Below are 25,911 nucleotides of genomic sequence, written 5' to 3'. Positions count from 1 at the left end.
GCGCCTCTGAAAGTGCCCGTACGGACTCGCCGTACGGGCGCGATACCGCGCGTGTCATGACGACTTGCGCACGCGCAGGTACCAGTCGCAAAGCAGCCTCACCTGCTTCGGCGTATAGCCCTTCGCGACCATCCGGTTCACAAAGTCCTCATGCTTGCGCTGCTCCTCCGCCGAGCCCTTCGCGTTGAACGAAATGACCGGCAACAGTTCCTCGGTATTCGAGAACATCTTCTTCTCGATCACGACCCGCAACTTCTCGTAGCTCGTCCACACGGGGTTCTTGCCAGCGTTCGCCGCCCGTGCGCGCAGCACGAAGTTCACGATCTCGTTGCGGAAATCCTTCGGATTGCTGATCCCGGCCGGCTTCTCGATCTTCTCCAGCTCCGCATTCAGCGCGGCGCGATCGAAGCTCTCGCCCGTGTCGTGATCGCGGAATTCCTGGTCCTGGATCCAGAAGTCCGCATACGTGACGTAGCGGTCGAAGATGTTCTGGCCGTACTCCGAATACGACTCGAGATACGCCGTCTGGATCTCCTTGCCGATGAACTCCGCATAGCGCGACGCGAGCACGTCCTTCACGAACGACAGGTACTTCTGCTCGGTTTCCGGCGGGAACTGCTCGCGTTCGATCTGCTGTTCGAGCACGTACATCAAATGCACCGGGTTCGCCGCGACCTCGCTCGTGTCGAAGTTGAACACGCGCGACAGGATCTTGAACGCGAAGCGTGTCGATACGCCGGTCATCCCTTCGTCCACGCCCGCGTAGTCGCGATACTCCTGGTACGACTTCGCCTTCGGATCGGTGTCCTTCAGATTCTCGCCGTCGTACACCTGCATCTTCGAGAACAGGCTCGAATTCTCCGGCTCGTGCAGGCGCGACAGCACCGAGAACTGCGACATCATCTTCAGCGTGCCCGGCGCGCATACGGCCTCGGCCAGCGACGAATTGCGGATCAGCTTCTCGTAGATCTTGATCTCTTCCGACACGCGCAGGCAGTACGGCACCTTCACGACGAAGATCCGGTCGAGCAGTGCCTCGTTGTTGCGGTTGTTGCGGAAAGCCTTCCACTCCGACTCGTTCGAGTGCGCAAGAATCACGCCGTCGAACGGAATCGCGCCGAAACCTTCGGTACCCTTGAAGTTGCCTTCCTGCGTCGCGGTCAGCAGCGGGTGCAGCACCTTGATCGGCGCCTTGAACATTTCGACGAATTCGAGCAGACCCTGGTTCGCGAGGCACAGGCCGCCCGAGTAGCTGTACGCGTCGGCATCGTCCTGCGCGTATTGCTCAAGCTTGCGGATGTCGACCTTGCCGACCAGCGACGAGATGTCCTGGTTGTTCTCGTCGCCCGGCTCCGTCTTCGCGATGCCGACCTGCCGCAGGATCGACGGATAGCGGCGCACCACGCGGAACTGGCGGATGTCGCCGTTGTATTCGTGCAGGCGCTTGACGGCCCACGGACTCAGGATGCTTTTCAGGTAGCGGCGCGGAATGCCGTACTGTTCCTCGAGGATCGGACCATCCTCGTCGTAGTCGAACAGCCCGAGCGGCGATTCGTTGACGGGCGAGCCCTTCAGCGCATAGAACGGCACGCGCTCCATCAGTTGCTTCAGGCGCTCGGCGATCGACGACTTGCCGCCGCCCACCGGGCCCAGCAGATAGAGGATCTGCTTCTTCTCTTCAAGACCTTGCGCAGCGTGGCGGAAGTACGCGACCACCTGCTCGATCACCTCCTCCATTCCGTAGAACTCACGGAATGCCGGATACACCTTGATGACCTTGTTCGCGAAGATCCGCGACAGGCGCGGGTCGTTGCGGGTATCGATCTGTTCAGGTTCCCCGATTGCTTCCAGCATGCGTTCACCAGCCGTCGCGTACGCGGATGGATCGTTCTTGCAGAGCGCGAGATACTCCTCCAGCGAGAGCTCTTCCTCTCGCGTTTTTTCGAAGCGGTTCGCGAAGCTGCTGTAAATATCCATGCTACCTCCCTCGCCTGAGTCTGAAGACGTGCCTGCCTTCGTATGACTGCGCAGAAGCAAGCGCGTTCGAATTCATCCTAAACCCTTTCTTATTTTTTTTCACGAACTCTTCGTATGAAGTTCGTCATTCTCGACAACACCGCTTGGACAACGCATTTCGTCGTTTTACAATCGATCTCCCGAGCCGCAGAAACTGCATCCGCCGCGTCTCGTCGAACACCGAAACGTCTCGTGCGTTGGACACCTCCGACGTCGCCACCTTCTCCCTTCATCCCTTCACGTTCGAGCGGCCGCGTGCGATGACACGCCGCGCGAACCGTTACAAATTTTTTCGCAGTCCCTTACGGACATACCCGTACGACGAACGCGGGAACATGACGCGCACGCAGCGCATTCCCGCGAATCTCTCGGTGCGCGACGCTCGGCACACCTGCCGATGCGCGATCGACTCGTCCGCGCTGCCACATTTCGTCCGCCGCAGAAACGGCAACGCCCGCGGATCGCGGGCGTCGTCGTCACCAAATGGGGATAGATACGCGGCGCACGCGAATCAGAACGTCTCCCAGTCGTCGCCGCCGGCGGTCGCCGCTGCCGGCGCGGGGGCGGCCGACACGGCGGCGGGCTTGCGCGCCGGCGTCGCGGCGCTCGCGCGTTTCGGCGCGGCCTCGCGTTCGACGCGCGCGGCAGCCGGTGCGGGCGCAGCAGCCGGCGCGGAAGGCGCGCGCGGCGCATGACGTGCGGCAACCGCAACGACGGTGCCCGCACGTGCCGCCTCGTCGTCGAGCTGGAATACCGCTGCCGTTTCGCGCAGGCGGGCCGCCTGCTCCTCCAGCGACTGCGCGGCGGCGGCGGCTTCCTCGACGAGTGCGGCATTCTGCTGCGTGACCTCGTCCATCTGCGCGACCGCGCGCGCCACCTGGTCGATCCCGCCGCTCTGCTCCTCGGACGCCGCCGCGATCTCGCCCATGATGTCCGTCACGCGCTGGACCGCGCCGATCACGTCGCTCATCGTGCGCCCCGCCTCGTCGACCAGCGTCGAGCCCGTCCGGATACGCTCCACCGACGCGTCGATCAGCGCCTTGATTTCCTTCGCCGCGCTCGACGAACGCTGCGCGAGGCTGCGCACTTCGCCCGCGACGACCGCGAAGCCGCGGCCTTCCTCGCCCGCCCGCGCGGCCTCGACGGCCGCATTCAGCGCCAGAATGTTGGTCTGGAACGCGATTCCCTCGATGATCGCGATGATGTCCGCGATTTTCGCCGAGCTGTCGTTGATCTCACCCATCGTGCCGACCACCTGGCCGACCACCGTGTTGCCCTTGTTCGCAATTTCAGACGCATTCGCGGCCAGCGAGCTTGCCTGACGCGCATTGTCCGCATTCTGCTTCACGGTGCCCGTCAGTTGCTCCATGCTGGACGCGGTTTCCTGCAGCGCAGCAGCCTGTTCCTCGGTACGCGACGACAGGTCGATGTTGCCGGCCGCGATCTGGCGGGCCGCGGTCGCGATCGACTCGCTGCCGCCGCGCATGGTGCGCACCGTGTCGACGAGCCCGCGCTGCATCCTCGCGAGGCCTGCCAGCAACTGGCCCATCTCGTCGCGCCGGTCCACGACGATCGGCCGGCGCAGGTCGCCCGCGGCGATCGCGTCGAAATGCGACAGCGCGTCGGCGATCGGGCGGCCGATCGCGCGGCTCAGCGTCAGCCACGACAGCACCGCGGCGCCGATGCCGACCAGCAGCACGACGATCGACAGCACGCGCATCGTCTCGAACACCGATTCGGCCTGATCGAAGCGCGCCTGCGCATTGGTGAACTGGAAGCCGCGCAGCGTTTCACCGGCCGCGGCCAGCTCGGTATAGCGCGCCTGAAGCTGCTTGGCGCCGTCGCCGATCCGCTCGTGATCGCCGGCCGCGACCGCGCTCGCGAACGCGTCGCAACTGCTCTGCAGCACCTTGCGCCGGGCGACGACGTCCTGTGCGAGCCGGTCCTCGTCGGCGTCGCGCGGCAGCGCAAGGTACTTCTGCCACCAGGCGTCCGATTGCGCTCGCATCGCGCGGCTGCGCTCGATGGCCGCCGCCGAATCGGGCGTGCCGGCCAGCAGCGCGGCACGGTCGAGCGCGAGGCGCTCGCGCGCGGCGAACATTTCCGCCATCGCCACGTCGACCGCGCTGGGCATCTGGTTCGTGAAAGTCTCGCGCGTCGAATCGTTCGAACGCGTCATCCCGTGCAGACCGAGCACGCCGGTGACCGCCAGCAGTACCGCCAGAAACGCCATCGTGAAACCGATGCGCGCCCGAATCGTCAGGTTCCTGAACACCATCATCCATCCTGTGTTGCGTCGTCATGAACGGGCCTGGCCCGTTGGCTCGAAGCATTGCTTCACTTGGTGCATTTACGACCGCACGACGCATAACTTGATGGTTTTAGCGTGTTTATTTCGAATTATTCGTCTGTTTATTTCATAAGTCTGAATAAATGACGGAATTCGGGTCGGGATGGGGAATCGCCAAAGGCCAGTGGAAACGCCAAGCATTGCGGGGCCGCCGCCAGCCGTCTCATGCGACGGACCGGCAGCGCGATGGAACCGGAAAACCGGGGATCCGGCCCTAGTCGGCCAATTCGGCGCGCGTCGGAATCGACGGCTGCGCGCCCGCGCGCGTGACCGACAGCGCCGCCGCGCGTTGCGCGAAGCGGATGGCCGTGTCGACGTCCGCGCCGGCCGCGAGCCGTGCGGAAAAGCCGCCGATGAAGGTGTCGCCGGCCGCCGTCGTGTCGATGGCCTGCACGACGGGCGCCGGATAGTGACGCGCGGCGCCGTCGGCCGTCAGCGCAAGCACGCCGCGCGCGCCGAGCGTGATCAGCACGTTGCGCGCGCCACCGGCCTGGAGCGCCCGCGCGGCGGTTTCGGCCTGCGCCGGATCGCGCACCGGCAGCCCGGTCAGCGCGGCTGCCTCGACCTCGTTCGGGATCAGGTAATCGACGAGCGGCAGCCAGCCGTCCGGCAGCGGCGCGACGGCCGGCGCCGGGTTGAGCACCACCGTGCGGCCGAGGCGGCGCCCGGCCGACAGCGCCGCGAACACCGCGTCCGGCGGCGTCTCGAGCTGGCAGATCAGCACGTCGGCCGCCGCCAGCGCGGCCTCGTGCCGCGCGATCGTATCGGTCGTGACCTCGCCGTTGCCGCCCGCGACGATCACGATCGCGTTCTGGCTTCCGTCGTCGACGACGATCAGCGCGACGCCGGTCGACGCCGACGCGCTCGTCGCGAGCCCCGCGCAGTCGATTCCCTCGGCCTCGAGGCCCGCGCGCAGCGCGGCGCCATGCGCATCCGCGCCGACGCAGCCGATCATCGCGACCTGCGCGCCGAGCCGGGCGGCGGCGACGGCCTGGTTGCCGCCCTTGCCGCCCGCCGCCTGCGCGAACGCATGCCCGGCGAGCGTTTCCCCCGGCAGCGGCAGCCGCGGCGCCCGCACGACGAGATCCATGTTGAGGCTGCCGATCACCGTCACGCGGCCGGCGCCCGTTACGCTCGCCGTCATGCGCGAGCGCCCGGCGCGGCCGGCTCGCGATAGACTGCCGTCGATTCGCGCAGCACGAGGCGCGGCGACACGACGCGGCGACGGCTCGGCACGGCCGTGGAACCGCCGCCGATCCGTTCGATCAGCGTCTGCGCGGCCATTTCGCCGAGCGCGCGCACCGACTGGCCGACCGTCGACAGCGCCGGATACGTGTAGCGGGAAAATTCGATGTCGTCGAAGCCGATGATCGAGCAGTCGTCGGGCACGCGCAGCCCGCGCTCGGCCGCCGCGCGCAGCGCGCCGACGCCCATCAGGTCGTTGCCCGCGAAGATCGCGCTCGGCCGCACCGATTCGAACAGCCGCGACGCCGCGTGATAGCCGCCCAGGCACGAGAAATCGCTTTCGGCGATCGCGCCCGGCACGATGTCGACCCCGCGCTCGGCCATCGCGCGGATGAAGCCGTGCACGCGCATCGCGCTGACGGCGGTGTCGGTCGGCCCGGTGATGCAGCCGATCTTCGCGTGTCCGAGCTCAAGCAGGTGGCGCGTCGCCAGGTACGCGCCGCGCTCGTGGTCGATCTGCACGAGATCGGCCGCGAGCCCCTCGATGTTGCGATCGACGACGACGAGCGGCGCATGGATATCGGCGAGCGTCTGCGCGAGCACCGCGTCCTCGCCCGCCGACGCGACGATCAGCCCGTCGATGCGCTTTTCCTGCAGCACGCGCAGGTAGTTGCGCTGCTTCACGGGATCGTCGTCCGAATTGCAGAAGAACACGCAATAGCCGTTGGCCGCGCACTGATCCTCGATGCCGCGCGCCAGCTCGGCGAAGTACGGATTCGTGCTGTTCGGCACGACGAGGCCGATCGTCGCCGTCGCCCGCGCCTTCAGCGAGCGCGCCACGGCCGACGGCACGTAATTCAGCTCGCGGATCGCGCCCTCGACCTTCGCACGCACATCCGCGGACACCGGCCGCGAATTGTTCACCACGTGCGAGACGGTCGTAAATGACACGCCCGCCATGGCCGCCACATCCTTGATCGTCGCCATTTCCCGTTTCTCTCTGGTCTGTTCTGTCTGTCTTTTTACCGCACGCGCGTACGCCGGCTGCGATACGTATCGAGCACGACCGCCACGACGATCACCGCGCCCGTGATGATCCGTTTGGTCGGCTCGTTCGCACCGATCTGCGCCAGCCCCGCGGCCAGCACGGAGATGATCAACACGCCGAAGAACGTGCTGATCACCGAGCCGCGCCCGCCCATCAGGCTCGTGCCGCCGATCACGACGGCGGCGATGACCTGCAGTTCGAGGCCCGCGCCCGCGTTCGGATCGGCCGCCTCGAGCCGCGAAATCTGGAACAGCGACGCGAGCCCCGCGAGCGCGCCCATCAGTGCGAATACGAGGATTTTATACGGCCGCGGGTTAACCCCTGCAAGTCGGACCGCTTCCTCGTTCGTGCCGATCCCGACCAGATAGCGCCCGAACACGGTGCGCGTGAGCACGAACTGGGCGGCGATCATCACCGCGACCGCGATCAGGAACGCCGGCGAGATGCCCAGCGCGATCGGGTTCGACAGGAAATCGAACGCGTCGCCGATATACGCGGTGCGCGAATTCGTCAGTTGGTACGCGAGGCCGCGCGCGGCCTCCAGCACGCCGAGCGACACGATGAACGACGGAATCCGCCAGCCCACCGTGACCGCGCCGGTCAGCGCGCCCGTCGCGGTCGCGACCGCGATCCCGATCAGCGCGGCCGGCAGCGGCCCCCACTGCCACTTCAGCGCGGCGACGCTGACCATCGACGCGGCGAGCGCGAGCACCGAGCCGACCGACAGGTCGATCCCGGCGATGATCAGCACGAAGGTCATCCCGACCGACATCACGACGAGATCGGGAATCTGGTTCGCGATCGTGCTGAACGTGTCGTAGGTCAGGAAATGCGAGCTCAGCGCCGAGAACAGCGCGATCATCGCGGCCAGCGCGCCGGCGAGCCCGAGATAGTTCGACAGGCCGAGCCGCGTGCCGGACAGCGTGCGCGCGCGGCGCCCGGTCACGTCCTGCTGCGCGCCTGCATCGGTCGGGGATACGGGAGGCTGGGTCATTGCTGTCGTCCTGTCGTCGAAGTGCCCGAAGCGGCGCCGCGCGCCTGCTCCGCGTCCGGATGCTGCATGGCGGCGGCCGGCGTCTCGCGGCCGAAGCCGGCGAATGCCGCGGCCAGCAGCGCATCCTGGGTCCAGTTGCCGCGCTCGAACACGGCGGTCATGCGCCCGGCCGACATCACGCCGATCCGGTCGCAGATCAGCATCAGCTCGCGCAGGTCGCTCGATACGACCACGAGCGCGCGGCCTTCGCGCGCGAGCGCGCCCATCAAAGTGTAGATCTCGAATTTGGCGCCGACGTCGATCCCGCGCGTCGGCTCGTCGAACAGCAGCACCCCCATGTCGCGCGCGAGCCAGCGGCCGATCACGACCTTCTGCTGATTGCCGCCCGACAGTTCGCCGACCGCCTGCGCCGCGCCGTGCGTGCGGATCCGCAGCGCCTCGATCTGCTGCTCGGCGAGCGCCGTTTCGCGTGCGGAATCGACGATGCCGCCGCGCGCGAGCCGGTCGAGCTGGCCGAGCGACACGTTCGCGGTGATCGACTGCGACAGCAGCAGCCCTTCCCCCTTGCGATCCTCGGTGATCAGCGCGATGCCCAGCTTCACCGCCTCGACGGGCGACGCGATCCGCGCCGGCTTCAGCGGCTGGCCAACCGCGATCGTCCCGGCGTCCGGCGTATCGGCGCCGTAGATCAGCCGCAGCAGCTCGGTGCGCCCTGCGCCGATCAGCCCGGAGATGCCGAAGATCTCGCCCGCGCGCACCTCCAGCGACACGTCGCGCACGGCCGTCCCGCGCGTGAGGCCCGATACCGCGAGCCGCGGCGCACCGAAACGGCGCTCGCCGAGATCGATGTGTTCGCCGATCTCGCGCCCGACCATCAGCGTGACGAGCCCGTCGGACGTCGTCGCCGCCATGTCGCCCGCATGCACGAGCCGGCCGTCGCGCAGCACCGCGACGCGCTCGGCGACGCGCGCGAGCTCTTCGAGCCGGTGCGAGATGTAGACGATCGCGACGCCGCGCGCCTTCAGCCGGTCGATCTGCTCGAACAGCAGCTCGACTTCGCGCGCGGTCAGCATCGCGGTCGGCTCGTCGAGAATCAGCACGCGGCAGTCGCCGATCAGGTTGCGGGCGATCTCCACCATCTGCTGGTGCCCGATGCCGAGCGCGCCGACCGGCGTATCGGGGTCGACCGCGTCGAGCCCGACCTGCGCCATCGCCGCGCGCGCGTCGTCGCGCAGCCGCGCGCGATCGATGATGCCGAAGCGGCGCGGCAGACGGTTCAGGAACAGGTTTTCGGCGACGGTCAGCGTCGGCAGCAGGTTCAGTTCCTGCATCACCATGCGCACGCCGAGCGCCTCGGCCTGCGTGCGGCTCGCCGGCGCATAGGCCTCGCCGCCGAGCTGCATCGTACCGGTGGTCGGATCGACGAGCCCGCCGATGATCTTCGACAGCGTGCTCTTGCCCGCGCCGTTCTCGCCGGTCAGCGCGAGCGCCTGGCCTGCATCGAGCGTCAGCGTGACGTCGGCGAGCACGGGTTCGGCATAGGTCTTGCCGATGCCGGAGACGGACAGCACGGGGTGGGCTGAACGGGAGGGTTGGAAGGTCGGTTCCATCGCGATCCTGATTGCGGCCGCGCGCACGCGGCGCGCGGGTATGACGCTCACAAGTGCATGTGCATGCAGTGGCCGTGATCGCGCTCACACCGGATAACGGCCGCCGCGCCGGATTCTTGAGGCCGGCGGCCGGACCGGTGCGGCGTTACTTCGTCACGAGATCCACCGGCGTCTCGACCACGCCGGACATGTCGGCCTGCTTGCGATGCTCGGCAATGGCCTTGAGCGCCGTGTCGATGCCGAACACGGCCTGCTTCGCCGCGTACTGGTCGGCGGTCGCGAGCACGCGGCCGTCCTTCAGCATCGGCTTGATCGCGTTGATGTTGTCGTAGCCGACCACGAGCACCTTGCCCTGCTTGCCGGCCGCGCGCACGGCCGACACGGCGCCGATCGCCATGTTGTCGTTGCCGCACAGCAGCGCCTTCAGGTTCGGGTATTCGTTGAGCATCGCGGCGGCCACCGCATTGCCCTTGTCGATCTCCCATTCGCCCGACTGCACCGACACGACCTTCATCCCGCCCGCCTTCATCGCGTCCTGGAAGCCGGCCGTGCGCTGCTGCGCGTTGGTGGTCGTCGACACGCCTTCGACGATGCCGACCTGGTCGCCCGCCTTCAGCCGCTTCGCGAGGTAATCGCCGATCTTGCGCGCGCCCTTGCGGTTGTCCGGGCCGACGAACGGCACGTTCAGGTTCTTCGACTTCAGCACGTCGGGATCGAGCCGGTTGTCGATGTTCACGACGACGATGCCGGCGTCGACGGCCTTCTTCACGACCGGTACGAGCGCCTTCGAATCGGCCGGCGCGAGCACGATCGCGTCGACCTTCGACACGATCATCTGCTCGACGATGCGGATCTGGTTCGCGGTGTCGGTCTCGTCCTTGATGCCGTTGGTGACCAGGTCGAACTGGTTCGCGTTGTGTTTCTGGTATTCCTTCGCGCCCGTTTCCATGGTCAGGAAGAACTCGTTGGCGAGCGACTTCATCACGAGCGCGACCTTCGGCCTGGCCGCGGACTGCGCGTGGACAACCGGTGCGGCGGCCACCGCGACGGCGGCGAGCGCGGCGGTCAGGAAGCGACGGCGAAAGCGGACATTCATACACATCTCCTGGCGACGGCCCGAAGGCCGGATTGTTGTTTTAATGTGAGCAAACGTTTGCGCCACACTACCCGAGCAATGGCCATCGATGCTGCTGTCGGTACCACGGAATGGAAGCGAGGCAGACGGCCGACTGCCTGGCGCGTGCTGTCGTCGACGCGCCACCGCCAGCGGAACGCCGGCGGAGTGAAGGCTATGCTGTACCGATTCGCTTCGGCGCGCAACCTGTCTGATCAATATTTAAGGGTTTATTCGGAGCGCGCGAGCGGGCTTCGCGACGCGCAAATGCGACACTCGCGACGGCGGCTCGCCGAAGCGCTCGCTTCGCGGGCGGCGGCCGACGATGGCGCGGTTCGTCGTGGACAACGCGCTTTGCGCCGACGATATCGACGCGCGGCGCGCGGGCATTCGCCGTCGCGACCTGTCGCCGACCATGACGGAAGCGGCGAGTCGGACGGCGCGCGACGCGCAATGATCAGACGGCTTCGCGCAACAGCCCGGCGATTTCCGCTTCGTTCAGGTGCGGCGCGAACATCTCGATCAGCCGGTACGCATACGCGCGCAGGAATGCGCCCTTGCGCAGCCCGACCCGTGTCGTGCTCGCCTCGAACAGGTGCTGCGTATCGAGCGCGACGAGCCCCGTGTCGCGCTGCGGGTCGTAGGCCATCGCCGCGACCACGCCGATCCCCATCCCGAGCTCGACGTAGGTCTTGATCACGTCCGCGTCGATCGCGGTCAGCACGACGTCGGGTACCGCGCCCGCCTGCGTGAATGCCTGGTCGATGTGCGAGCGGCCCGTGAAATCCTGGTCGTACGTGATGATCGGGTACTCGGCGATTTCCTCGAGCGTCAGGTTCTCGCGGCCGACGAGCGGGTGCCCTTTCGGCACGACGACCGTGTGGTGCCACGAATAGCACGGGAACGTGACGATGTCCGGATAGCGGTCGAGCGCCTCGGTCGAGATGCCGAGATCGGCCTCGCCGTTCAGGATCATCTGCGCGATCTGCTGCGGGCTGCCCTGGCGCAGCGCGAGATGCACCTTCGGAAACACCTCGGTGAACTGCCGGATCACCTTCGGCAGCGCGTAGCGCGCCTGCGTGTGCGTCGTCGCGACGACGAGGTGGCCGCTGTCCTGATCGGCGAACTGGCGCGCGACGCGGCGCAGGTTCTCGGCGTCGAGCAGCATCCGCTCGATCAGCTGGTGCACGGCCTTGCCGGGCTCCGTGAGCCCCGTCAGCCGCTTGCCGCGCCGAATGAAGATGTCGACGCCCAGTTCATCCTCCAGATCCTTGATCTGTTTCGACACGCCCGACTGCGACGTGTACAGCACGTTCGCGACTTCGGTCAGGTTCATGTTCTGGCGCACCGCTTCGCGCACGAACCGCAATTGCTGAAAATTCATGGGTATGCCTCTTAGGCTGTCGTTGTTTGATTGTCGAATCGGAGCGAATCCCGCCCTTTGCCCCACATTGCCTCGTCAACGCGCGGGAAATACCCGCACGGCACGCGGCACGGCCGTCGCGCCGTCGCCGACCTGCAGCGAGAGCGCCCGCCAGGCGTCGCGGTCGAGTTCCGCCTCGAGCGCGCCGCCCGCGCGTGCCTCCAGCTCCACGCGCACCGAACCGCCGAGCGGAATCACGCGCCGCACGTCCACCGCGATGCCGTCGCGGTGCCCTTCGCCCGCCGGCCACAGCTGCAGATCGTGCGGCCGCACGTACGCATTCGCGGGGCCCGCGAAATCGGCGTCGACCTCGATCGGCGCAGCCGCGCCGTCGGCGACGAAGCCGCGCCCGGCGACCGTGCCCGGCAGCCGGTTCGCCGCGCCGAGAAACTCGTACACGAACGCGCTTTGCGGATGATCGTAGACGTCCTGCGGGCTGCCGACCTGCTCGACGTGGCCGCGGTTCAGCACGACGATCCGATCGGCCACCTCGAGCGCCTCTTCCTGATCGTGCGTGACGAAGATCGTCGAGATGTGCAGGTCGTCGTGCAGGCGACGCAGCCAGCCGCGCAGTTCCTTGCGGACCTTCGCGTCGAGCGCGCCGAACGGTTCGTCGAGCAGCAGCACCTTCGGCTCGACCGCGAGCGCGCGGGCGAGCGCGATGCGCTGGCGCTGGCCGCCCGACAGCTCGGACGGGTAACGCTGCGCGAGCCAGTCGAGCTGCACGAGCTTGAGCAGCTCGTGCACCTTCTCGCGAATCGCGGCTTCCGACGGCCGCTCGCGGCGCGGCTTCACGCGCAGCCCGAACGCGACGTTCTCGAACACGGTCATGTGGCGGAACAGCGCGTAGTGCTGGAACACGAAGCCGACCTGGCGGTCGCGCGCGCCGACCGACGCGACGTCGAGCCCCTGCAGCACGACCTGGCCGGCGTCCGCGTGCTCGAGGCCCGCGATCACGCGCAGCAGCGTGGTCTTGCCGCAGCCGGACGGCCCGAGCAGCGCGACCAGTTCGCCGGGCGGGAAGTCGAGCGATACGTTGTCGAGCGCCGTGAAATCGCCGAAGCGCTTCTGAAGGTTACGGACGGTGATACCCATTCTGGTTGCCTCTTTACGATTTCGACGAAACGGCGCCGACAGGGCCGGCATGTGCGGGAACGGCGTCGGCCAGTTCGGCGGCGAGATGACGCTCGGCGATCAGCTTCAGCGCGAGCGTGACGAGCGCGAGCAGCGCCAGCACCGACGCCACCGCGAACGCCGCCGCGAAGTTGTATTCGTTGTACAGAATCTCGACGTGCAGCGGCATCGTGTCGGTCACGCCGCGGATGTGGCCGGACACGACCGACACCGCGCCGAACTCGCCCATCGCGCGCGCATTGCACAGGATCACGCCGTACAGCAGGCCCCATTTCACGTTCGGCAGCGTCACGCGGCGGAAGATCTGCCAGCCCGATGCACCGAGCACGCGCGCCGCTTCTTCCTCGTCGGTGCCTTGCGCCTGCATCAGCGGAATCAGCTCGCGCGCGACGAACGGGAACGTGACGAAGATCGTCGCGAGCACGATGCCCGGCACCGCGAAGATGATCTGCACGTCGTGATCCTGCAGCCACGGCCCGAACCAGCCCTGCGCGCCGAACAACAGCACGTACACGAGGCCGGAGATCACCGGCGACACCGAGAACGGCAGGTCGATCAGCGTCGTCAGCAGCGCCTTGCCGCGGAATTCGAATTTCGCGATCGCCCACGATGCGCATACGCCGAACACGAGATTCAGCGGCACCGCGATCACGGCGACGGTCAGCGTCAGCTTGATCGCCGACCACGCATCGGGATCGGCCAGCGATTCGAGATAGAAGCCCACGCCCTTGCGCAACGCCTCGACGAACACCGCGGCGAGCGGCACGACGAGGAAAAACGCGAGGAACGCGAGCGCGATGCCCGTGAGCAGCCAGCGCACGACGCGCGACTCGCTGACGGGGTCGAGCCGCTTCGTGGCGCGCACGGCGGACGACGGGGTTTTCAGCACGACGGTGGCCTCCTGGCTCATTGCTGGCCTCCTGCCGCGACGGCGTTGACGGTGACGGTGGCGGGCGCCGGACCGCTCGCGCCCTTGCTCGTCCTGCGCTGCAGATACCACTGCAGCGTGTTGATCAGCAGCAGCATCAGGAACGACACCACCAGCATGACGACCGCCAACGCGGTCGCGCCCGCGTAGTCATACTGTTCGAGCTTCGTGATGATCAGCAGCGACGTGATCTCGGATTTCATCGGCACGTTGCCGGCGATGAAGATCACCGATCCGTATTCGCCGAGCGCGCGCGCGAACGCGAGCGCGAAACCGGTGAGCAGCGCCGGCAGCACGGCCGGCAGCACGACGCGGCGGAACGTCAGCCAGCGCGACGCGCCGAGGCACGCGGCGGCTTCTTCCTGCTCCCGCTCGAAATCCTCGAGCACCGGCTGCACGGTGCGCACGACAAACGGCAGCCCGATGAAGGTCAGCGCGACCAGCACGCCGGCCGGCGTGAACGCGATCTTGATGCCGAGCGGCGCGAGATACTGGCCGACCCAGCCGTTGGTCGCGTAGACGGCCGCGAGCGAGATGCCGGCCACCGAGGTCGGCAGCGCGAACGGCAGGTCGACGACCGCATCGACGAGGCGCTTGAACGGGAACGTGTAGCGCACCAGCACCCACGCGACGAGAAAGCCGAACACAGCGTTGATCAGCGCGCCGCCGAGCGCGGCCGAAAACGTCAGCCGGTACGACGCGAGCACGCGCGGCGACGTGACGGCGGTGACGAACTGGTCCCACGACAGCGTCGCGGTCTTCAGGAACGTGGCGGCGAGCGGAATCAGCACCACGAGGCTCAAATAGGCCACCGTGATGCCGAGTGTCACGCCGAAACCGGGCAGCGCGCTCGGCTTGCGAAAGGTGTACGTCGTCATCGGATGCTCTTGCTGGGTCGATGCTGCTCACGGGTCCGACGCAAACGCCGGCGCAGTGCATCGCGCCGGCGGCCCGTCGGGGATGCGGCGCGCTGTCGTGGCGCGCCGCTTGGTCGTTATGGTGTGACTGCGTGCGTTACTGCGGCTTGTAGATCGAATCGAACACGCCGCCATCCGCGAAATGCGTCTTCTGCGCATTCGTCCAGCCGCCGAACGTGTCGTCGACCGTGTACAGCTTCAGCTTCGGGAACTGCTTGGTCAGCTCCGCCGGCACGTTCTTCGAACGCGGCCGGTAGTAGTTGCGTGCCGCGATTTCCTGGCCCTGCGGGCTGTACAGGTAATTCAGGTACGCCTCGGCCAGCTTGCGCGTGCCCTTCTTGTCGACCACCTTGTCGACCACCGCGACGGGCGGCTCGGCCAGGATGCTCACCGACGGCACGACGATCTCGAACTTGTCGGTGCCGAATTCCTTGACCGACAGGAATGCCTCGTTTTCCCATGCGATCAGCACGTCGCCGATCCCGCGCTGCACGAAGCTCGTCGTCGCGCCACGCGCGCCCGAATCGAGCACGCCTGCGTTCTTGTAGAGCTTCGTGACGAATTCCTTCGCCGTCTGCTCGTTGCCGCCCGGCTTGTGCAACGCGTATGCCCACGCGGCCAGGTAGTTCCAGCGCGCGCCGCCCGAGGTCTTCGGGTTCGGCGTGACGATCGAGATGCCCGGCTTGGTCAGGTCGTCCCAGTCCTTGATCCCCTTCGGATTGCCCTTGCGCACGAGGAACACGATCGTCGACGTGTACGGCGACGCGTTGTCGGGCAGGCGCTTTTGCCAATCCTTGTTCACGAGCCCCTTGTTCGCGAGCGCGTCGATGTCGTAGGCCAGCGCCAGCGTGACGACGTCGGCCTGCAGGCCGTCGAGCACCGAGCGCGCCTGCGCGCCCGAACCGCCGTGCGACTGCTTGAAGTTGACGGTTTCGCCCGTCTTCGCCTTCCACTCCTTGCCGAACGCCTGGTTGAAATCCTGATACAGCTCGCGCGTCGGGTCGTACGACACGTTCAGGAAAGTCGTATCGGCCTGCGCATGCGTCGCGACGCCCAGCGCCGCCGCCGCGCCCAGCGCGAATGTTGCGATCAGGCGGCCCACTCCGCCCACCAGCCCCGTGTTGCGCTTGCCCATCCTTGGTTCTCCAGTGTTGTCGGTATTGCGATGTCGGGCCAGTCTATCGAACGGGTTACATGATTAAAAATAATCCTTCCTCATTTTTTAATACTCAAAAGTGCTAACGCATACGGGACGGACGGTTGCGGCGGACAAACCGGCGTCCGGGCGTCGCGAAATCGCGCCGGAATCGACGCAATCGCGTCGAACCTCAAGTAACACTTGAAATTCGCGAAGTACTGTATAAAAATACAGCTCACTGTCTATCCATACAGTTGAGCCATGACCAAACTCACCGCCCGTCAGCAGCAAGTGTTCGACTTGATCCGCCGCGCGATCGAGCGCTCCGGATTCCCGCCCACCCGTGCCGAGATCGCGGCCGAACTGGGCTTCAGCTCGCCGAATGCGGCCGAGGAGCACCTGCGTGCGCTGGCGCGCAAGGGCGTGATCGAGCTGGCCGCGGGCGCATCGCGCGGCATCCGGCTGCTCGGCATCGACGACGCCCCGCATCAGTTCACGCTGCCGCACGCCGGCCTGATGCAACTGTCGCTGCCGCTCGTCGGCCGCGTCGCGGCCGGTAGCCCGATCCTTGCGCAGGAGCACATCTCGCAGCACTACGCGTGCGATCCCGCGCTGTTCACCAGCAAGCCCGACTACCTGCTGAAGGTGCGCGGGCTGTCGATGCGCGACGCCGGCATTCTCGACGGCGACCTCCTCGCCGTGCAGAAGCGCACGGAAGCGAAGGACGGCCAGATCATCGTCGCGCGCCTGGGCGACGACGTCACGGTCAAGCGCCTGATGCGCCGGCCCGGCGGCCTCGAGCTGATCGCGGAGAACCCGGATTACGAAAACATCTTCGTCAAGGCCGGCAGCGCGGATTTCGCGCTGGAAGGCATCGCCGTCGGGCTGATCCGCTCGGGCGAACTCTGACATTCCGTCTCGCTAGGAGAACATCATGGAACGCCTTGCCCGCCTGCTGCCTTTCCGTCAATTCGGTCGCCTGCGTCATCTGCGCGGCCGCACGCCCTGCGCTCCGCTGTCCGCGGCGGCGCCCGTGCAAGAAGAAGTCGCAGTCGAACGGCAGGCGTCCCTGCTGCCGTCAGCGCTCCCCGCGTTCGCGCGCGTATCGCTGAACGCTGGCCTGAATCACGCGGAACCCGCGCGTCGCGCGCCGGTGCGCGTCTATCACGGTCGTTCGCGCCTGATCATGGTGGGCACGATCGACGCCGTTTGCCGGATGATCGATCGCTGCATCGCGGAGGAACGATCGGCCACGCCGGGCGGTCTCTGATTGCGGAACCTTCCCGCACCGGAGGCAACGTGACTGGTTCGTCGCGCCGTGCATGGCGACTCAAGCCCCTGTTGATCGTCGCGCTCGTCGTCGCCGTCATTGCGGCGCTCGGCTATGGGTACGCGTCGCCGTATGTCGCGCTCGGCCGCCTGAAATCGGCGATCGATGCGCGCGACGCGCAGGCGATCAGCGAATATGTGGACTTTCCGTCGCTGCGCATCAGCCTGAAGCAGCAGGTCACGGAAGAATTGATGCGCCGCGTCGACGCCGTAAAAAAGGACAATCCGTTCGCGGTGATCGGCGCGTTGATCGGGTCCGCGCTGATCGGCCCGCTCGTCGATGCGTACGCGACCCCGGAAGGCGTCGCCGCGTTGATGAGCGGATTGCCGCCGCGCGGCAATCCGGGCGAGCGGCCGCCTGAGTGGTCGAATCAGCCACCGGCGGACAATGCACCCGGCAACACGCCTGCCGCGCCACCCGCCCATCCGGCGCCCGCAAGTGCCGGCGTACCGAGCGGCAACGCGGCCGCTTCCGCGGCATCGTCGCCGGCCCCCGCGCCCGCCGCACCGGCCAGCCCCAGCGAAGCACCGCAAGCGCCGCGCCAGCAACAAACCAGCGCGGGCTACCGAAATATCGATGAATTCGTCGTCACGTATCAGCGCGGCGCCGACGGCACGCGCTATGCGGCGATCTTTCACCGCTTCGGGCTGTTCTCGTGGAAATTGTCCGGGATCGACCTGCATGCATAGCAGCCCGCGCTGGACGCCCGCTCCGCCGATCCAGCGCGATGCCTGACCGGCATGCATCGCCGGTCAGGTCGTCATCCAGTCTTTAGATCATTGGCCGGCCGCCATGGCCGCCTCGCGCTCGCGCGCGATTTCGGCCTTCTGCTCTTCCGCCGACGAACACGCCACCAGAATGCTGCAGTTCACGCGATCGAGCAGTTGCGTATTGCCCGAGCCCATCCACCATCTCGACAATCCGCTGCGGCACCGGTGGCCGACGACGACGAGGTCGACCTTCAGCTCCGACGCGAGATTCGCGATTTCGTCGATCGGATAACCGAAGGCGAAATGGCCCTCGGCTTGCACACCGCGCTCGCGCAGCCAGTTCACGCCTTCCTGCAGGATTTCGCGCGCGGTTTCCTCGAAGCGGCCGCACGCGACATCGGTCAGCAAGCCGGCGCTTTGCGCAATGCTCGAACGCATGTCGACGACCGACAGCAAATGCGTTTCCGCCTTCAGGTCCATTGCGAGATTGGCTCCGCAGCGTAGTGCCTTGCGCCCTTCGAGCGTGCCGTCGTAACACAGCAAAATCTTGTTGTAGCTAGCCATGAAGCCTCCCTATCGCGACAACGAGCCGACGCATTCATCATGGTGCGCCGCAATTCAGGACGCAAGGGATGGAAAACGCTGATTCGCCCCGCGTCGCGCGTGCGCGATGATGCGGTGCATGATCGGTGCGCACATGCATCGCACCGGGCGGGCGTGCCCTGAAGCGACGCAGCCGATGCACTAGAATGGCCCATTCGTACACCAGCGAGCCGCGTCGCGCCGGCATCGTGCGCTTCGGTCACGCCCGTGTGACACGGATTCGCGCGATCCGTTCGGAAACCGGCCACGCACCGGGCAGCAGCACACGCCCGCTTACAACGACAAGACGCCCATGTCCGTCGCACCGATCGATTTCCGCAACGTCGAAAAACGCTATGGCGACAAGCTCGTCGTCAACGGTCTGTCCTTCCACGTGAAGGCCGGCGAATGCTATGGCCTGCTCGGCCCGAACGGCGCCGGCAAGACCACGACGCTGAAGATGCTGCTCGGCCTCGCGCATCCCGATGCCGGCACCATTTCGCTGTGCGGCGAACCGGTTCCATCGCGTGCCCGACATGCACGCCAGCGCGTCGGCGTCGTCCCGCAGTTCGACAATCTCGATCCGGACTTCACGGTCCGGGAAAACCTGCTCGTGTTCAGCCGCTATTTCGGGATGTCGGCGCAGGCGGCACGCGCGCTCGTGCCGCCGCTGCTCGAATTCGCGAAGCTCGAGAACAAGGCCGATGCGAAGGTGGGCGAGTTGTCGGGCGGCATGAAGCGTCGCCTCACGCTCGCCCGCGCGCTCGTCAACGATCCCGACGTGCTCGTGCTCGACGAGCCGACGACGGGCCTCGATCCGCAGGCGCGGCATCTGATGTGGGAGCGGCTGCGTTCGCTGCTCGCGCGCGACAAGACGATCCTGATCACCACGCATTTCATGGAAGAAGCCGAGCGTCTGTGCGATCGGCTGTGCGTGATCGAGGAAGGCCGCAAGATCGCCGAAGGCGCACCGCATGCCCTGATCGCATCGGAGATCGGTTGCGACGTGATCGAGATCTACGGGCCCGATCCGGCCGCGCTGCGCGACGAGTTGTCGGCCTTCGCGAAGCGCACCGAGATCAGCGGCGAGACGCTGTTCTGCTATGTGACCGACCCCGAACCGCTCAGCGCGCGCCTCAAGGGCCGCACAGGATTGCGCTATCTGCATCGCCCGGCCAATCTGGAAGATGTGTTCCTGCGGCTCACCGGCCGCGAGATGCAGGACTGAACGACCATGGACGTCCGCAACTATTCCGCCACCACGCCGTCGGCCCCGCCGCGCGAATCACGCTTCGCGATCGCAATGCCGGCCAATGCAGGCAACTGGGTCGCCGTCTGGCGACGCAATTACCTCGTGTGGCGCAAGCTCGCGCTCGCGTCGATGTTCGGCAATCTTGCCGATCCGATGATCTATCTGTTCGGGCTGGGTTTCGGGCTCGGCCTGATGCTCGGCCATGTCGACGGCGTGTCGTATATCGCATTCCTCGCGGCCGGCACGGTCGGCTCGAGCGTGATGATGTCCGCGAGCTTCGAGTCGATGTATTCGGGTTTCTCGCGGATGCACGTGCAGCGCACGTGGGAAGCGATCATGCATACGCCGCTCGCGCTCGGCGACATCGTGCTCGGCGAAATCGTGTGGGCGGCCAGCAAGGCAATGCTGTCGGGGGGCGCGATCATGCTCGTCGCGGGCGTGCTCGGCTATGCACGCTTTCCGTCGATGCTCGCGGTGCTGCCGGTGATCGCGCTGGCCGGCCTCGCGTTCGCCAGCATCGCGATGATCGTCACGGCGCTCGCGCCATCCTACGATTTCTTCATGTTCTATCAGACGCTCGTGCTGACGCCGATGCTGCTGCTGTCGGGCGTGTTCTTCCCGATCACGCAGTTGCCGCCGATCGCGCGGCATGCGGCGCAGGCGCTGCCGCTTGCGAATGCGGTCGAGCTGATCCGGCCTGCGATGCTCGGCCGGCCGGCGACCGACATCGCGCTGCACGTCGCGGTGCTCGCCGGCTACGCGGTCGGCGGATTCCTGCTGTCCGCGTGGCTGTTCCGGCGGCGGATGATGCGCTGACGGCCGGCGCGTCGGGCACCAGGCACCACGCGCCGGCCAAATGCGACGACGTTACTCGTCGTCGTCGCTCCACGGAATTTCGACGTCGGTCAGGAACGCGACGGTCGCGAGCGGGCCGCCTTCGTGGCGGCCGAGCTTGCCGTCCGCGCGATGCCATTCCACGCGGAACTGCGTGCCCGGATCGTCGGCCACCAGATACACCGTGCGCAGCTCTTCCTTGTCGGCTTTGTCCACCGGGCCGTCGAACGACACCAGCATCTTCTGCAGCCACAGGCCGTTGACGGGATCGTAAATGCGATCGCCCTGCGGAATGTCGATGCTGGCCTCGACACCGATCGTTGCGGAGGCCTCGATGATCATCGTGCCGAGTGCGTGCAGCACGGCCGTCGCCCGCGCGGAATTGGCCTGACGAATCGCGAGATCGCCGCGCGTCAGCGCCTTTTCGAGTCGAGGATGAATCTTCGGTTGGGTCATGCGTTTTCCTGTTTGCTTCTTGTAAAGGGCGCCGCACGCATGAAGCGGCGGCGCCGGGTGAATACGACGATGGCGCGCGACGGGCGCGCCGTTGCGCGCGTCAGAACCCGAACGCGATCGCGAGCAAGCCGCTCACGATCCCGAATACGACGACGAGCGTCGCGACGATCGCCAGCATGTACGGCTTGAACGAACGCGCGAGCATCGCGAGCGACGGCACGCTGATCGGCGGCAGCGTCATCAGCAGCGCGGCGGCCGGACCGACGCCCATGCCAAGCGACAGCATCGCCTGGATGATCGGCACCTCGCCGGCCGTCGGAATCACGAACAGCATGCCCGCGACCGCGAATGCGACGATCCAGCCGAGCTGATTGCCGATGTCCGGGCCGATATGCGGAAACAGCCACGCGCGCGCGGCGCCGAGCAGCAGCACGAGCACGATGTATTCGGGCACGAGCCGCACGGCCATGCGTGCGAGCAGCTTCATCCAGCGGACGAACGGATTGCCGGCCGCGGCCTGTTCGGCCGCCAGCGCGGCAAGCTGCGCATCGTCGATGCTGCGGTCTTCGGGACGTGCGACGCGATTCAGCAGATAGCCGATCCCGAACACCATCGCGATGCCGAGCACGAGGCGCAGCGCGCTCCAGTGCCAGCCGAGCACGAAGCCCATGAACACCAGCGCCGCCGGGTTCAGCACCGTGTTGCCGAGCCAGAACGCGACCGCGCCGCCCGGCGACGCATGACGCGCACGCAGGCCCGCGACGACCGGCGCCGCGCAGCACGTGCACATCATCCCGGGCAGCGACAGCAGCCCGCCCGCGGCGACGCTGCCGAAACCCGTGCGACCGAGCACGCGCGCCACCCAGTGCGCGGGCAGCAGCGCCTGCACGGCCGAGCCGAGCAGCAGGCCCAGTACCATCGCCTGCCAGATCGCCTTGCCGTATGCCCACGCGTAGTCGAGCGCCGCCTTCAGCGACGGCTCGGGCGCGGCCGCCGACGTGCCCATCAGGATCGACTGGCCGATCGAATGGTGCTCGGCGGCAACGAACGCCTTGTTGTAGTACGGAAACCATTTTACGTAGAACAGTCCCGCGACCGCGATCAGAAGGAAGGTCATCCAGCCGAGGGCCGGGGCGGGTTGGGTGCGTGTGGTCGTCATCGTGTGATGGTCGTCGAGTGGTTTTTATCGATTTCGGATGTCGTGCCGGCCGCAAATGCGGCCGATGCGGCCAGCCCGGCTTGCGCGAGTTCGGCCAGCAGCGTGCGCGCCTGATCGTGAACGTCGGCCGCGTTGGGCCGGAACGTGAACGTCAGCACCCGGTTCGGCTTGTTGTACGTCGCGCGGTAAGTGCGCGCATAGGCGGGATCGTAATGCCTGTCGATCAGTTCGGTGAACAATTCGGCTCGCGCGCCGGCATCGATCAGCCCCTTCCAGCGCGTCACCTCTTCGCGGCTGTGCAGGCCGATCAGCCGATGAAGCTGCGCCTTGAACGCGCCCGGCGCGTCGAACAGATGGGCGTAATCGTCGAGAAGGAACGCGATCCGCTCGTCGTGGGCGGCTTCGACCTGAACCCACGGCCCCGCGTGAAACGCCTCGATCAGCGCGATCGGCAACTGCACGAGCCCGATCCTGCGGCTTTCCGACTCGACGAACACCGGCCATTGGGGGTCGAAGCGTCCGAGCGCCTCGACGAGCCCCGAATCGAAGCCCTTCTGCGCCGGCTGCGGCTTGCCCGGCAGCGCGCCGAGCAGCGAGCCGCGATGGCACGCGAGCGCTTCCAGGTCGAGCGTCTGCGCGCCCACGTCGCGCAGCGCGTTCAGCAGGCGCGTCTTGCCGCAGCCCGTATGACCGACGAGCGCGATATAGCGAAAGCGTGTAGGCAGCGAATCGAGCGTCGCGCACACCGACCGGCGGTACGCCTTGTAGCCGCCGTCGAGCTGGCGCGCCTTCCAGCCGATCAGGTTGAACCAGGTCGTCATCGAGCCCGAACGCTTGCCGCCGCGCCAGCAGTAGATCAGCGGCCGCCAGTTGCGCGGACGGTCCGCGAACGTCGTGTCGAGATGGCGCGCGATGTTGCGCGCCACCATTGCCGCGCCGACGCGCGTCGCCTCGTACGGCGACACCTGCCGGTACATCGTGCCGACGAGCACGCGCTCTTCGTTGCTGAGCACGGGCGCGTTCAGCGCGCCGGGGATATGGTCCTCGGCGAACTCGAGCGGTGTGCGCACGTCGATGATCTCGTCGAACTCGCCGGCGCGATCGAGGGTGACAATCAGGTTCTTCAATTTGGCGTCGAACAGGGGCGATGCGGCTCGAGAAGCCGCATGGGCGCGGAAGGCGGATTGACGATTATCTCACGGGCCGGCGTCCCGGGCCTCGCGCGGCGGTCGGCGGCGACGAAGCGGCCTGCATCGCGTCGATCAGATGGTCGCGGAACGCGCGCACCGACGCGGGCAGATCGCGCCCCGCCATCGTCCGCACCTGGATGCTGCGTTCGCGCAATTGCGGATTGGTCACGGGCACGACGACGAAGCCGTCCGCCTCGGAGCGGCCGCGCACCGACAACAGCCCCGTGAACATCACCGCGCCCGTGCGCCGCGCGTAGCCGTACATCGCCGCGGTATTGTTGCTCGTCAGCTCGGGCTCGAGCAGCAGCCCGTCGAGCGCGCACGCGATGTCGATCAGCTGGCGCACCGTCGTGCCGGCCTCGGGCAGCACGTGCGCGTACCGGGCGACATCGGCAAGCGACACCGCGTCGCGCGCCGCGAGCGGATGATCGTGCCGGACCAGCGCAAAGACCGGCGCGCGCTCGGTGTGGTCGACGCGCACGCCCTTCTCCGGCGCGAGGCTGAAGGTCAAAGCGATGTCCGCATCGCCGTCGCGCACGCGCCGGGTCGCGTCCGCCGGCGACACGACCCACACGATGAAATCGACGCCCGGGTGGCGCGCCTTGAAGCTCGCGAGCACGCCGGGCAGGAAATCGATCGCGAACCCTTCCGAGCACGCGATCTTCAGCAGGCTGCCGTGCAGCGCGTCGAGCCCGCCGATGTCCTTCATCACGTGCTCGGCCTCCAGCAGGCTCCGCTGCGCGAACGCCAGCAACCGCTCTCCCGCCTCCGACAACGCCATCCCGCGCGGCCGCCGCTCGAACAGCGGCGCGCCGAGCTCGCTCTCCAGCTTCGCGATCTGGCGGCTGATTGCCGATACGGCCACGTGCAGCCGCGCGGACGCGTCGCTGATCGACCCGGTACGCGCCACCTCGACGAAATATCGCAATGCCAGGCCATGCAGGAAAGCCGCCATCGTTCTGTCTCCGCGCCGCATCCGGCCGCGCTGCTTTGCCTTTTCAGCAAAGAAAGGTTCGAAATTCGATCATTGTGACAAAAAAACCGGCTTTCTAGAATCGATCGCACTTCACGCTGCCTGCGCGCCCGCGCACGGCGAACCCGACCGAGGAGACCCGACTTGAGCCGTACCGCCGCCATCCAGCACGCGCTGAACCAGTTCGAATCCGGTGCGTTCTTCACGACCCTGAGCCGCCGCGTCGGCCTGCGCACCGAAAGCCAGGAAAGCGGCAGCGAAGCCGCGCTGCGCGCCTATCTGACCGACGAGATCGCGCCCGAGGCTGCACGCCTCGGCTTCACGTCGCGGATCGTCGACAACCCCGTCGCTGGCGGCGGGCCATTCCTGCTCGCGTCGCGCCACGAAGACGACGCGCTGCCGACCGTGCTGATCTACGGTCACGGCGACGTCGTGCGCGGCTACGACGCGCAGTGGCGCGCGCCGCTGTCGCCGTGGACGCTGACGGCCGACGGCGACCGCTGGTACGGCCGCGGCAGCGCCGACAACAAGGGCCAGCACACGATCAACCTGGCCGCGCTGGCGAGCGTGCTCGAAGCACGCGGCGGCCGGCTCGGCTTCAATGCGAAGCTGCTGATCGAGATGGGCGAGGAAACCGGGTCTCCGGGCCTCGACGCGCTGTGCCGCCGGGAGCGCGACGCGCTCGCGGCCGACGTGCTGATTGCGTCCGACGGCCCGCGCATTGCCGCCGCGCGCCCGACGGTATTTCTCGGCTCGCGCGGCTCGGTCAACTTCAAGCTGAGCCTGCGCGCCCGCGACGGCGCGCATCACTCGGGCAACTGGGGCGGACTGCTGCGCAACCCGGCGATCGTGCTCGCGCATGCGCTCGCGAGCCTCGTCGACGCGCGCGGCGCGATTCGCGTCGAGGGGTTGCGCCCGCCGCCGATCCCGGCCGCGGTGCGCGACGCGCTCGCCGATCTTTCCGTCGGCGGCGGCCCCGGCGACCCGGCGCTCGACGCCGACTGGGGCGAGCCCGGCCTGTCCGCGGCCGAGCGCGTGTTCGGCTGGAACACGTTCGAGATCCTCGCGTTCAAGGCCGGCAATCCGGAGCATCCCGTCAACGCGATCCCGCCCGCCGCGTACGCGCACTGCCAGTTGCGCTTCGTCGTCGGCACCGACTGGGAAGCGCTGCAAGCACACCTGCGCGCGCATCTCGATGCGCACGGCTTCGCCGACATCGAGATCGACGTCGAACGCGGCGCACCGGCGACGCGCGTGCCGCCGGACGATCCGTGGGTCCGCTGGGCCGTCGCGTCGCTCGCGCGCACCACCGGCAAGAAGCCCGCGATCCTGCCGAATCTCGGCGGCACGCTGCCGAACGAGGTGTTTGCCGACACGCTCGGGTTGCCGACGCTGTGGGTGCCGCACTCGTACCCAGCGTGCTCGCAGCACGCGCCCGACGAGCACCTGCTCGCGAGCGTCGTCAGCGAGGGGCTGCAGATGATGGCCGGCCTCTTCTGGGATCTCGGCGAGAACGCGCCGCCCGTTCGCCGCGCGGCATCCGCCGCGGCCGGCGCCGCCCTGTAACG

General features: G+C 67.3%; 24 protein-coding genes. 7 read left to right on the top strand and 17 right to left on the bottom strand.

Going from position 1 to position 25,911, the window contains the following annotated elements; translation table 11 throughout:
* Positions 1 to 54: 54 nt before the first annotated feature.
* The 7 genes from LGN10_RS10890 to LGN10_RS10860 form a co-directional block, all read right to left on the bottom strand.
* Complete coding sequence (locus LGN10_RS10890) at positions 55 to 1,977, bottom strand: PrkA family serine protein kinase (RefSeq protein ID WP_027784391.1); 1,923 nt, start codon at positions 1,975 to 1,977, stop codon at positions 55 to 57.
* 550 nt (positions 1,978 to 2,527) lie between these two features.
* Entirely contained in the window at positions 2,528 to 4,294 is a 1,767-nt protein-coding gene (locus LGN10_RS10885; RefSeq protein ID WP_226223250.1) for a methyl-accepting chemotaxis protein, read from the bottom strand.
* Positions 4,295 to 4,580: 286 nt separating this feature from the next.
* Positions 4,581 to 5,510, bottom strand: a complete 930-nt coding sequence (rbsK, locus tag LGN10_RS10880; protein WP_226223248.1) for a ribokinase — start codon at positions 5,508 to 5,510, stop codon at positions 4,581 to 4,583.
* Entirely contained in the window at positions 5,507 to 6,538 is a 1,032-nt protein-coding gene (locus LGN10_RS10875; protein WP_050012587.1) for a LacI family DNA-binding transcriptional regulator, read from the bottom strand. Before LGN10_RS10875 ends, rbsK begins: the two co-directional genes overlap by 4 nt.
* Positions 6,539 to 6,573: 35 nt before the next feature.
* The gene (locus tag LGN10_RS10870) at positions 6,574 to 7,593 is read right to left on the bottom strand and encodes an ABC transporter permease (RefSeq protein WP_059584134.1); all 1,020 of its coding nucleotides are present in this window, start codon (positions 7,591 to 7,593) and stop codon (positions 6,574 to 6,576) included.
* Positions 7,590 to 9,203, bottom strand: a complete 1,614-nt coding sequence (locus tag LGN10_RS10865) for a sugar ABC transporter ATP-binding protein (RefSeq protein WP_059584136.1) — start codon at positions 9,201 to 9,203, stop codon at positions 7,590 to 7,592. Before LGN10_RS10865 ends, LGN10_RS10870 begins: the two co-directional genes overlap by 4 nt.
* A gap of 145 nt (positions 9,204 to 9,348) precedes the next feature.
* The gene (locus tag LGN10_RS10860) at positions 9,349 to 10,299 is read right to left on the bottom strand and encodes a sugar ABC transporter substrate-binding protein (RefSeq protein WP_226223246.1); all 951 of its coding nucleotides are present in this window, start codon (positions 10,297 to 10,299) and stop codon (positions 9,349 to 9,351) included.
* 343 nt (positions 10,300 to 10,642) lie between these two features.
* Here LGN10_RS10860 and LGN10_RS33505 point away from each other — a divergent pair, with 343 nt between their 5' ends.
* The gene (locus LGN10_RS33505) at positions 10,643 to 10,774 is read left to right on the top strand and encodes a hypothetical protein (protein WP_264163118.1); all 132 of its coding nucleotides are present in this window, start codon (positions 10,643 to 10,645) and stop codon (positions 10,772 to 10,774) included.
* Here the strand turns inward: LGN10_RS33505 and LGN10_RS10855 are convergent, their stop codons facing one another.
* The 5 genes from LGN10_RS10855 to LGN10_RS10835 form a co-directional block, all read right to left on the bottom strand.
* Positions 10,775 to 11,701 (bottom strand): CysB family HTH-type transcriptional regulator, encoded by a 927-nt coding sequence (locus LGN10_RS10855; RefSeq protein WP_034186954.1) that lies wholly within the window; start codon positions 11,699 to 11,701, stop codon positions 10,775 to 10,777.
* 75 nt (positions 11,702 to 11,776) lie between these two features.
* Complete coding sequence (locus LGN10_RS10850) at positions 11,777 to 12,835, bottom strand: sulfate/molybdate ABC transporter ATP-binding protein (RefSeq protein WP_059584139.1); 1,059 nt, start codon at positions 12,833 to 12,835, stop codon at positions 11,777 to 11,779.
* A 13-nt stretch (positions 12,836 to 12,848) separates the two neighbouring features.
* On the bottom strand, positions 12,849 to 13,784 hold the full coding sequence (gene cysW, locus LGN10_RS10845; RefSeq protein ID WP_059584141.1) for a sulfate ABC transporter permease subunit CysW: 936 nt from the start codon (positions 13,782 to 13,784) through the stop codon (positions 12,849 to 12,851).
* On the bottom strand, positions 13,781 to 14,680 hold the full coding sequence (cysT, locus tag LGN10_RS10840) for a sulfate ABC transporter permease subunit CysT (protein WP_099316374.1): 900 nt from the start codon (positions 14,678 to 14,680) through the stop codon (positions 13,781 to 13,783). The genes cysW and cysT overlap by 4 nt, the downstream gene beginning before the upstream one ends.
* 136 nt (positions 14,681 to 14,816) lie before the next feature.
* On the bottom strand, positions 14,817 to 15,854 hold the full coding sequence (locus LGN10_RS10835) for a sulfate ABC transporter substrate-binding protein (protein WP_226223244.1): 1,038 nt from the start codon (positions 15,852 to 15,854) through the stop codon (positions 14,817 to 14,819).
* 264 nt (positions 15,855 to 16,118) lie between these two features.
* Here LGN10_RS10835 and lexA point away from each other — a divergent pair, with 264 nt between their 5' ends.
* The 3 genes from lexA to LGN10_RS10820 are packed head-to-tail and all read left to right on the top strand — an operon-like array spanning position 16,119 to position 17,876.
* Complete coding sequence (gene lexA / locus LGN10_RS10830) at positions 16,119 to 16,766, top strand: transcriptional repressor LexA (RefSeq protein WP_006476077.1); 648 nt, start codon at positions 16,119 to 16,121, stop codon at positions 16,764 to 16,766.
* A 25-nt stretch (positions 16,767 to 16,791) separates the two neighbouring features.
* On the top strand, positions 16,792 to 17,127 hold the full coding sequence (locus LGN10_RS10825) for a hypothetical protein (RefSeq protein WP_006476078.1): 336 nt from the start codon (positions 16,792 to 16,794) through the stop codon (positions 17,125 to 17,127).
* Positions 17,128 to 17,156: 29 nt separating this feature from the next.
* Positions 17,157 to 17,876, top strand: a complete 720-nt coding sequence (locus tag LGN10_RS10820) for a DUF2939 domain-containing protein (protein WP_226223242.1) — start codon at positions 17,157 to 17,159, stop codon at positions 17,874 to 17,876.
* Between the two features lie 87 nt (positions 17,877 to 17,963).
* Here the strand turns inward: LGN10_RS10820 and LGN10_RS10815 are convergent, their stop codons facing one another.
* On the bottom strand, positions 17,964 to 18,461 hold the full coding sequence (locus tag LGN10_RS10815; RefSeq protein WP_226223240.1) for a universal stress protein: 498 nt from the start codon (positions 18,459 to 18,461) through the stop codon (positions 17,964 to 17,966).
* 331 nt (positions 18,462 to 18,792) lie between these two features.
* Here LGN10_RS10815 and nodI point away from each other — a divergent pair, with 331 nt between their 5' ends.
* Both nodI and LGN10_RS10805 read left to right on the top strand, forming a co-directional pair.
* Positions 18,793 to 19,707 carry a nodulation factor ABC transporter ATP-binding protein NodI gene (nodI, locus tag LGN10_RS10810; protein WP_059638668.1) on the top strand — a complete coding sequence of 305 codons (915 nt, stop codon included), beginning with the start codon at positions 18,793 to 18,795 and terminating at the stop codon, positions 19,705 to 19,707.
* A 6-nt stretch (positions 19,708 to 19,713) separates the two neighbouring features.
* Positions 19,714 to 20,547: an ABC transporter permease gene (locus LGN10_RS10805; protein ID WP_059584149.1), complete on the top strand. Its 834-nt coding sequence runs from the start codon at positions 19,714 to 19,716 to the stop codon at positions 20,545 to 20,547.
* A gap of 51 nt (positions 20,548 to 20,598) precedes the next feature.
* Here LGN10_RS10805 and LGN10_RS10800 read toward each other — a convergent pair whose 3' ends face one another.
* The 4 genes from LGN10_RS10800 to LGN10_RS10785 form a co-directional block, all read right to left on the bottom strand.
* Entirely contained in the window at positions 20,599 to 21,021 is a 423-nt protein-coding gene (locus tag LGN10_RS10800) for a hypothetical protein (protein WP_226223238.1), read from the bottom strand.
* 100 nt (positions 21,022 to 21,121) lie between these two features.
* Positions 21,122 to 22,180 (bottom strand): permease, encoded by a 1,059-nt coding sequence (locus LGN10_RS10795; protein ID WP_226223236.1) that lies wholly within the window; start codon positions 22,178 to 22,180, stop codon positions 21,122 to 21,124.
* Entirely contained in the window at positions 22,177 to 23,307 is a 1,131-nt protein-coding gene (mnmH, locus tag LGN10_RS10790; protein WP_226223234.1) for a tRNA 2-selenouridine(34) synthase MnmH, read from the bottom strand. Before mnmH ends, LGN10_RS10795 begins: the two co-directional genes overlap by 4 nt.
* A 64-nt stretch (positions 23,308 to 23,371) precedes the next feature.
* Positions 23,372 to 24,325, bottom strand: coding sequence for a LysR substrate-binding domain-containing protein (locus LGN10_RS10785; protein ID WP_226223232.1), 954 nt, complete (start codon positions 24,323 to 24,325; stop codon positions 23,372 to 23,374).
* A gap of 162 nt (positions 24,326 to 24,487) precedes the next feature.
* Between LGN10_RS10785 and LGN10_RS10780 the strand changes: the two genes are divergently transcribed.
* A complete protein-coding gene (locus LGN10_RS10780) occupies positions 24,488 to 25,909 on the top strand; it encodes a M20 family metallopeptidase (protein WP_226223230.1) in 1,422 nt (473 codons plus the stop codon).
* Positions 25,910 to 25,911 lie beyond the last annotated feature (2 nt).

This window comes from Burkholderia sp. AU32262 (genome assembly GCF_020419985.1).
Classification (GTDB): Bacteria; Pseudomonadota; Gammaproteobacteria; order Burkholderiales; family Burkholderiaceae; genus Burkholderia; species Burkholderia semiarida.
The sequence above is the reverse complement of the archived record's forward strand: the minus strand, read 5'-3'. Positions and strand labels throughout refer to the sequence as shown.

Bases quoted from the DNA above. Each gene is read 5' to 3' on its own strand.
- LGN10_RS10890 (WP_027784391.1), bottom strand. From the start codon at position 1,977: ATGGATATTTACAGCAGCTTCGCGAACCGCTTCGAAAAAACGCGAGAG.
- LGN10_RS10885 (WP_226223250.1), bottom strand. From the start codon at position 4,294: ATGGTGTTCAGGAACCTGACGATTCGGGCGCGCATCGGTTTCACGATG.
- rbsK (WP_226223248.1), bottom strand. From the start codon at position 5,510: ATGACGGCGAGCGTAACGGGCGCCGGCCGCGTGACGGTGATCGGCAGC.
- LGN10_RS10875 (WP_050012587.1), bottom strand. From the start codon at position 6,538: ATGGCGACGATCAAGGATGTGGCGGCCATGGCGGGCGTGTCATTTACG.
- LGN10_RS10870 (WP_059584134.1), bottom strand. From the start codon at position 7,593: ATGACCCAGCCTCCCGTATCCCCGACCGATGCAGGCGCGCAGCAGGAC.
- LGN10_RS10865 (WP_059584136.1), bottom strand. From the start codon at position 9,203: ATGGAACCGACCTTCCAACCCTCCCGTTCAGCCCACCCCGTGCTGTCC.
- LGN10_RS10860 (WP_226223246.1), bottom strand. From the start codon at position 10,299: ATGAATGTCCGCTTTCGCCGTCGCTTCCTGACCGCCGCGCTCGCCGCC.
- LGN10_RS33505 (WP_264163118.1), top strand. From the start codon at position 10,643: ATGGCGCGGTTCGTCGTGGACAACGCGCTTTGCGCCGACGATATCGAC.
- LGN10_RS10855 (WP_034186954.1), bottom strand. From the start codon at position 11,701: ATGAATTTTCAGCAATTGCGGTTCGTGCGCGAAGCGGTGCGCCAGAAC.
- LGN10_RS10850 (WP_059584139.1), bottom strand. From the start codon at position 12,835: ATGGGTATCACCGTCCGTAACCTTCAGAAGCGCTTCGGCGATTTCACG.
- cysW (WP_059584141.1), bottom strand. From the start codon at position 13,784: ATGAGCCAGGAGGCCACCGTCGTGCTGAAAACCCCGTCGTCCGCCGTG.
- cysT (WP_099316374.1), bottom strand. From the start codon at position 14,680: ATGACGACGTACACCTTTCGCAAGCCGAGCGCGCTGCCCGGTTTCGGC.
- LGN10_RS10835 (WP_226223244.1), bottom strand. From the start codon at position 15,854: ATGGGCAAGCGCAACACGGGGCTGGTGGGCGGAGTGGGCCGCCTGATC.
- lexA (WP_006476077.1), top strand. From the start codon at position 16,119: ATGACCAAACTCACCGCCCGTCAGCAGCAAGTGTTCGACTTGATCCGC.
- LGN10_RS10825 (WP_006476078.1), top strand. From the start codon at position 16,792: ATGGAACGCCTTGCCCGCCTGCTGCCTTTCCGTCAATTCGGTCGCCTG.
- LGN10_RS10815 (WP_226223240.1), bottom strand. From the start codon at position 18,461: ATGGCTAGCTACAACAAGATTTTGCTGTGTTACGACGGCACGCTCGAA.
- nodI (WP_059638668.1), top strand. From the start codon at position 18,793: ATGTCCGTCGCACCGATCGATTTCCGCAACGTCGAAAAACGCTATGGC.
- LGN10_RS10805 (WP_059584149.1), top strand. From the start codon at position 19,714: ATGGACGTCCGCAACTATTCCGCCACCACGCCGTCGGCCCCGCCGCGC.
- LGN10_RS10800 (WP_226223238.1), bottom strand. From the start codon at position 21,021: ATGACCCAACCGAAGATTCATCCTCGACTCGAAAAGGCGCTGACGCGC.
- LGN10_RS10795 (WP_226223236.1), bottom strand. From the start codon at position 22,180: ATGACGACCACACGCACCCAACCCGCCCCGGCCCTCGGCTGGATGACC.
- LGN10_RS10785 (WP_226223232.1), bottom strand. From the start codon at position 24,325: ATGGCGGCTTTCCTGCATGGCCTGGCATTGCGATATTTCGTCGAGGTG.